At 55.3% G+C, this 7,126-nt stretch carries 5 protein-coding genes; 4 read left to right on the forward strand and 1 reads right to left on the reverse strand.

Annotated elements, in window-relative coordinates:
- Positions 1 to 16: 16 nt before the first annotated feature.
- Positions 17 to 3,208 carry an efflux RND transporter permease subunit gene (locus tag AC33YF_RS12060; RefSeq protein WP_491777455.1) on the forward strand — a complete coding sequence of 1,064 codons (3,192 nt, stop codon included), beginning with the start codon at positions 17 to 19 and terminating at the stop codon, positions 3,206 to 3,208.
- A gap of 97 nt (positions 3,209 to 3,305) precedes the next feature.
- Positions 3,306 to 3,767, forward strand: a complete 462-nt coding sequence (locus tag AC33YF_RS12065; RefSeq protein WP_491777456.1) for a copper-binding protein — start codon at positions 3,306 to 3,308, stop codon at positions 3,765 to 3,767.
- A 254-nt stretch (positions 3,768 to 4,021) separates the two neighbouring features.
- On the opposite strand, the gene AC33YF_RS12070 is transcribed toward AC33YF_RS12065, so the two are convergent.
- Positions 4,022 to 5,209 (reverse strand): acetyltransferase domain-containing protein, encoded by a 1,188-nt coding sequence (locus tag AC33YF_RS12070; RefSeq protein WP_491777457.1) that lies wholly within the window; start codon positions 5,207 to 5,209, stop codon positions 4,022 to 4,024.
- A 290-nt stretch (positions 5,210 to 5,499) separates the two neighbouring features.
- On the opposite strand from AC33YF_RS12070, the gene AC33YF_RS12075 reads away from it, so the two are divergent.
- Positions 5,500 to 6,006 (forward strand): hypothetical protein, encoded by a 507-nt coding sequence (locus tag AC33YF_RS12075; RefSeq protein ID WP_491777458.1) that lies wholly within the window; start codon positions 5,500 to 5,502, stop codon positions 6,004 to 6,006.
- 247 nt (positions 6,007 to 6,253) lie between these two features.
- Complete coding sequence (locus tag AC33YF_RS12080; protein ID WP_491777459.1) at positions 6,254 to 6,802, forward strand: HdeD family acid-resistance protein; 549 nt, start codon at positions 6,254 to 6,256, stop codon at positions 6,800 to 6,802.
- Positions 6,803 to 7,126: the final 324 nt, after the last annotated feature.

Raw genomic sequence — 7,126 nt, forward strand, 5'->3', positions numbered from 1 at the left:
TTGAGAAGGTAACAACATGTCTGGTCACGATCTGGGCGCCGATCCCACAAAATCCGGTGTAGCGAAGATCATCGACTGGTCCGTAAGGAACCAGATTCTGGTCTTGACTGGGGCAATCGTGCTCATTGTCTTGGGTTGGCTTGCGGTCAAAAAGATGCCGCTGGACGCGATCCCCGATCTCACTGACACGCAGGTCATCATCCGAACCGAGTTTCCCGGGCAGTCCCCACAAATTGTAGAGGATCTTGTCACCTATCCCTTGTCGACCACACTACTCGGCCTACCAAAAACTAAGACGGTACGTGGGTTCTCACTGTTTGGCACGAGCTTCGTCTACGTCATCTTTGAAGATGATGTAGACCAGTACTGGGCTCGCTCGCGGGTCATTGAGGCACTATCTGCGTCGACGGGGCTGCTGCCGCCTAATGCGATCCCTGAACTCGGTCCCGACGCGACCGGCGTAGGCTGGATATATCAATACGCTCTTGTCGATAAGACGGGCGAGCGTGACCTCGCGCAACTTAGGACCCTACAAGACTGGTTCCTGAAATTTGAACTGGCGACCGTTCCGGGAGTATCAGAGGTCGCTTCGGTTGGTGGCTTTGTGAGGGAATATCAGGTTCTGGTCGATCCCAATCGGCTGCGCGCCTATGACATACCTTTGTCACGTATCAATGAGGCGGTAGCCGCGGCCTCGAGCGAGGTAGGCGGTCGTGTGGTGGAGCAAGCAGAGACCGAACTGGTCATCCGATCCACCGGCTATATCGAGAACTTGCAAGAACTGAAAGACGTCGTCGTCTACTCGGCCGGGGGCACGCCCGTACTTCTTTCCGACGTTGCCAATGTCATCGAAGGTCCTGAACTTCGACGCGGTGTTACTGAGCTCAATGGCGAGGGTGAGGTTGTCGGTGGTATCATCGTGATGAGGTCAGGCGAGAATGCCCTGTCGGTCATCGATGAGGTTAAAGAGAAGATCAAGTCTCTCCAGGCCGGCTTGCCGGACGGTGTTGAGATCGTCACCGTCTATGATCGGGCGCCACTTATAAAAGGCGCAGTGGACTACCTCACGCAAAAGCTCATCGAGGAGGCTATTGCCGTCACGCTGGTATGCTTCCTTTTCCTACTACATGTCCGCTCGGCTTTTGTTGCGATCATTACGCTGCCTTTGGGCGTGCTTGCAGCTTTCATTGTGATGGCAGAGCAAGGCATTACGGCGAATATAATGTCACTTGGCGGGATCGCTATCGCAATCGGAGCTATGGTCGATGCATCGATCGTCATGGTCGAAAATGCCCACCGCAAGTTATCAATGATGTCCACCGACGCCACGCAAGCAGAGCGACGCGATGCGATACTTCTTGCTGCGAAGGAGGTGGGGCCTGGGCTCTTCTTTTCCCTGCTTATCATTACTGTGTCGTTCCTGCCGGTGTTCGCCTTAACCGGACAGAGCTTTCGCCTGTTTTCTCCGCTGGCGTACACGAAGACGTACGCGATGGCCTTCGCGGCCATACTCTCAGTGACGGTGGTGCCGGTGTTGATGGTCTGGCTTGTGCGGGGTCGCTTGCTGCGAGAAGAGCAAAACCCGATAAACCGGTTCTTTGTGTCTGCATACAAGCCTCTGGTTCGACTTGCTTTGAGGGCACGATGGCTTGTTATCGTTCTCGCAGTTGGTGCTTTGGTATCGGTGGCGATACCGCTGTCCCGAACAGGTACAGAATTTATGCCCGCACTCTATGAGGGCGAACTGCTCTACATGCCGACTACTCTGCCCGGCGTCTCAATTACCAAAGCCAAAGAAATACTGGCCCAGACCAACCGTCTGATCAGAACCGTGCCTGAAGTTGAGCGCGTTTTCGGCAAATTAGGGCGCGCTGATACTGCTACCGACCCGGCACCCATATCGATGATTGAGACTTGGATAAAGCTCAAACCAAAGGAGGAGTGGCGTCCTGGACTGACATCGAAGGAGCTGATCGAAGAGCTCGACGCCCGCACGAAGCTGCCGGGGCTTGTGAACTCCTGGGGCTACCCCATCAAGATTCGCATGGACATGATTTCGACCGGCATCCGGACGCCAATTGGGATCAAGATTTCCGGCGATGATCTGGAGACTATTGAGCGGCTAGCACTTGCCGTGGAAGGGCTTGTGAAGGACGTTCCAGGGACGCGATCGGCCTTCGCGGATCGTGTCCAAGGCGGCAAATACATCGAGATTCGCCCGAACCGAAGAGAACTCTCCCGCCGAAATATAGATCTTGCTGCCTTCCAACAAGTCATACAGACGGCGCTCGGTGGCATGAAGCTCGCCGAGAGTGTTCAGGGGCGCGAGCGTTACGGCATTATCCTGCGTTATGATCGTCCGTTCCGAGAGTCAACAGATCAGCTTGGAGAGATTCTTGTTCCCACGCCTCAGGGACAGCACATCCCCCTGGCCGAGCTTTCAGAGATTGTTTTTGTTGACGGACCTCCGCTTATTCGTTCCGAGAATGCTCGGCTGACCGGTTGGGTGTTTGTGGATATTGTCGATCGGGATATCGGCAGCTACGTCAACGATGCTCAAACCGCAATCGAGCAGTCGCTCGACCTGCCTCCGGGCTATGCCATCACATGGTCAGGACAGTTCGAGCAACTCCAGGAAGCTACTGAACGACTGACGATCGCCATTCCAGCCGTCGTACTGATCATCTTTGTCTTGCTCATGCTTCACTTCAGCAAGCTGGATCGCACATTGATTATAATGATGTCACTGCCCTTCGGCCTCATTGGAGGCTTATGGGCTGTGTACCTGGCAGGCTACAACATGTCAGTCGCGGTCGGCGTGGGCTTCATTGCACTCGGGGGGATCGCCGCCGAGACCGCTGTCGTTATGCTACTCTATATCGACCAGCAAGTACGGATGCACCCCCCCAAGACATTTGAAGAACTCCGAGAGGCTGTGATCGTAGGCGCTGCTATGCGCGTGCGTCCCAAACTAATGACGGTGCTTACTATCGTCGCCGGTCTTGCCCCTATTTTCCTTACCGAAGGGCTTGGATCAGACGTTATGCGCCGGATCGCTCTGCCGATGCTCGGTGGCATGTTGTCCACATTGTTTCTCACCCTGATCGTCATACCCGTCGTTTACCTGATTTGGGAGGGGCGGCGGTATCGCTTGGTGGACAGTGGAAAAGAAAGGCATACAGAGACCATTGCTACGCCCGCCGAGTAGCACCATCAGATGATCAATCGCAAGGATCATGAGCACTATGCTCACTGGCCTCACTGACCCGCAGGAATCCCTGGAACTAAATACGAGGGAAAGTTCGATGAATAAGATGTTCTGTGTAGCGATCCTGACATCCCTCTATTTGACCGTTCCGGCGAATTCCGAAGATTCAAACATGGACGATGGCAAGCTGCGTCACAATCAGACGCAACACGAAAAGACAATGCATCACGACGGGCAAGGTGAAGGCAGTAAGCCAGACACGACCGACAAGCTTCACGGCAATATAGGTCACAATGCGATGGATCACAGTGAACCGATCTCGGATCGGGCACAGGCCTCAGGCGTTGGTGTTGTCCATGCGCTTGATGCAGACAAAAGAATGGTCAACTTGACTCACGAACCAATGTCGGAACTCGGTTGGCCGACTATGACGATGGACCTTGCCGTCACCAATCGCGTTGATCTTTCCGGGGTAAAGGCTGGCGACAAGATCAAATTCAAGGTGAAGCTTGGACGCGACAAGAAGTACCGCATTACGGATCTAGAGAAGGCCGAGTAGGCTCGATTGCGGTGTAGAGACGCCCAAGGCGCAAGGGCTTCCTGTCCTGCCCGGGGCACCAAATCGGACCAGCTAGGTGGCCCGACTTTGACAACCAGGCCAGGAATGCCAGCTAAGAGGCGGCAGCGGCAAAGACTCTCTGGACGGCACAAGCACCGTTGTTTGACGGATATTGGCGCGCCCTTGTCGGCGTCTTGCGAGAAAGCTTCAAAGTCAACCGCACTGGCTCAAGGTAGTGCGCTCTAAGTCGCGCGTCACAAATAGCTCCACCACCATCCTCGACCGTTGTTCTTCAAGTCAGCGAACCATCGACAAATGGGGTAGAGCAAAATGAACACGAGGACCCAGACGAGATAAACGCCTGGAAGGCTGAAGCCGAGTGCAGGTGTTCGTATTATGTCACCCGTCATCATGAAGGCGGTTGCGACGGCGAGCAAATGAATCAGGTAGATGTGGATGACGTAGTAGAAGAAAGGGACCTGTCCGAATACGGATAGAAACCGTGCCATGAAGCCTCGGGTGCACTCGAAGGTGGCGAGCAGCATCAGCGCAGGTCCGAGCGTCATCATGAGGTAAAGCAGAGATGGCGGGTACTTCTCGCAATTAAGGAAGGAAAGAACAGTCTCAAGCCAGGTTTCCTGATTAACCCATGTAGCCGGATCGCCGTAAAAATTGGTAGCGCGAAGGACGATGAAACCAAGGGTGATCGTCGCGCCCAAGCGAAACAAGACGCGCTGCCGGAAGCGCGGCGCTAGCTGCATGACTGGGCCAAGCAGATAGCCGGCAGCCATGACGCCGATCCAGGGGAGTAACGGGTATAGGACATAGAGGGTCGCCTGATCGCTGAGATATATGCGACCCGGTTCATGAAGAACATGCCAAGCCCATGTCGCGTCGCCGAGTTCGTGTGCTCGGATCGAGTCGAAAAGGTTGTGCCCAGTGATAATGAGAATGGCGAGTCCCGCAATGAGCCAACGGGGCAGCCAGACGATTGCCGCCAGCGCGATCATCGCGCCGCCAATGGCAAAGATGATGCCACCGGTCATTCGTAAAATATCGAAGTCGAACCGCCAGCCGAACTTGATAAGCGTGAAATCAATCAGGATCAGCCAAATGCCTCGGGTAAATAGGAAGCGGCTTAGGTCCCAAGCTGTCTTCCCGCGCCCGTACAGAAAAGCCGAAAGCCCCGAGAGAAAGATGAAGGTCGGCGCACAAATATGGGTTACCCAGCGCGTAAGGAACAGCGCCGGTTCGGTCACGTCACGAGGATTGAATCCAGTGTTGCTGAAGAAATCACGTGTGTGGTCCAAAGCCATAATGGCCATAACGAGCCCGCGCAGAATATCGACAGAAGCAATGCGCGCAGATCTCTCGGAGACGGCATCTGTGGAGCCTACCGACCAGCTTGCTTCTGCGGATCCAGAGACAGTGTTGAGGGCCATTGAAGACGCCACCGTATCGACGGACTAGGTGCGACCCTGGTTGTGACAAATCTACTGGGCCGAAACGACAGCGTGCCCGCCTAAGGCAGACACCAAGGATCTTCAGACCGATATCGGCTAATGACCCAAGCTGACATTGCGACGATGGCGAGAAAAGCCTGCCCAGGCAACCTCTGATCCACTGAAGTGAACACGACCATCGAGCAAATCACGCTAACACTGGTCGACTACGTCCTTCTTTAGAGCGAGGGCTGCGCTAGGATAGCGGATATGAGGACGAAGAGGGGCGCATGGAATACGACATACTTCCATCTATCAATGACATCTTGGCATCCGTTCGGCGGTGGGAGTGGAGCAACGCTCTCGCGCTTGGCCTTGCAATCATCGCGCTTTTTCTCGGCGTCGCCGCGTTAACTGTTGCCCTGGGGAGTCAGCAAGCAGCGCTGCAGGCCCGCAGGGCAGTGACATTTGATGATCGTTTCTCCGTATACAAGGACACAGAGCAGTTCCTTATAGATTGGAACAGGCGCGGACGGCCTGATCTAGACAATGGCCTTCCCAGTCTCATTGCTGCTTGGAGCCGCTCTCAATTCCTCTTTCCTTACACGGTATCGGACTATCTCAAAATGGTTTGGGATGACGCTGTTGCCGCGGACAAGGCCCGACAGATCATGGCCGGTTATACCGAAGGGGATGACGAGCAGGCCGTGAAGCAAGAAGCCAAGCTCATGAAGAAGCACGTCAAGAACTATGATCGCCTGCGCAAGGCGTTCATGCCGCATATCAAGGTTTGGTAGACAGGGCGCAGGCGATCGCATCTGACGACCGTAGCGGATCTATGGCGCTCAAGACTGGTGCTTCAATCGGGGCTCCGTGGAGGGCGGTTCTATTTGCGCAAGGGGCATCGTGGAGGATTTGAGCCCGCATCGCAGCCAGGACGCGAGGCTTGGGATACATGAGCACGCAAACTTGGCTCTTTGTTTGCTATAAATGCCCGCGAGTCGCCGCGCTGAATGCGGCGGCGAAGACACAAGGGAGGCTTCTATGACACCAGACCAAGCAGCAATGCAGGCCGCGATTTCCGAAAACAAGGGATGGTTCTACTTCCTCGGCATCCTGCTCATTCTCTTGGGCATTGCCGCCGTCGCATTTCCCTTCGTCACCACTATCGCAGCGAAAGTATTTCTTGGTTGGCTTTTTCTGATTGCTGGCATTGTGCAGGTCTTTCACGCGTTCTCTACACGGACATGGAGTGCGTTTTTTTTCGACCTGCTCATCGGTGTGCTCTACGTCATAGCCGGTGCCTGGTTAGCATTCTTTCCGCTCACCGGCATTATCACACTTACATTTCTGCTCGCAGTGATGTTCATTCTCCACGGCGTGCTTCAAGGCACAATCGCGTTCAATATTCGTCCATACGTCGGATGGATTTGGATGTTGCTGGCAGGCATCGTCGGCGTGGTGGTTGGCGTGCTTCTCATCCTGAAACTGCCAAGTTCCGCGACGTGGGCAATCGGCCTTCTCGTCGGCATTAACTTGATCATGTCGGGCGTTGCATTCCTGTTTCTGCCTAACGCAGCTGAAGACGCTTAACGCTTGATCCGCATCGAAGCGAAGGGTCGGCGCCCAACCCGTGATGGGGTAGCCGCGCCAGGCGCCGATCCCCGGCTCGATGTTCACCGACGCCCAAACTCGCGGCGGGCGCGGTCCTGCCTGGGCCCTAAGTACAACGGCGGATCCTCAACGAGCACGTCGTAAAGACGAGCACCCGACTGCCTTTGGAAATGCCTGTTGTCGCGCGCAGAGCGAGCTCAGAAATCGCAAGGGAGGATGGCAGGGGCCCTACTCTATGAATAGGAGTCCGCGCAGCACATACGCCGTGGCGGCGACCGCAGCGCCGCTCCCGAGAGCAATCAG

This window comes from Methyloceanibacter sp., from assembly GCF_058506495.1.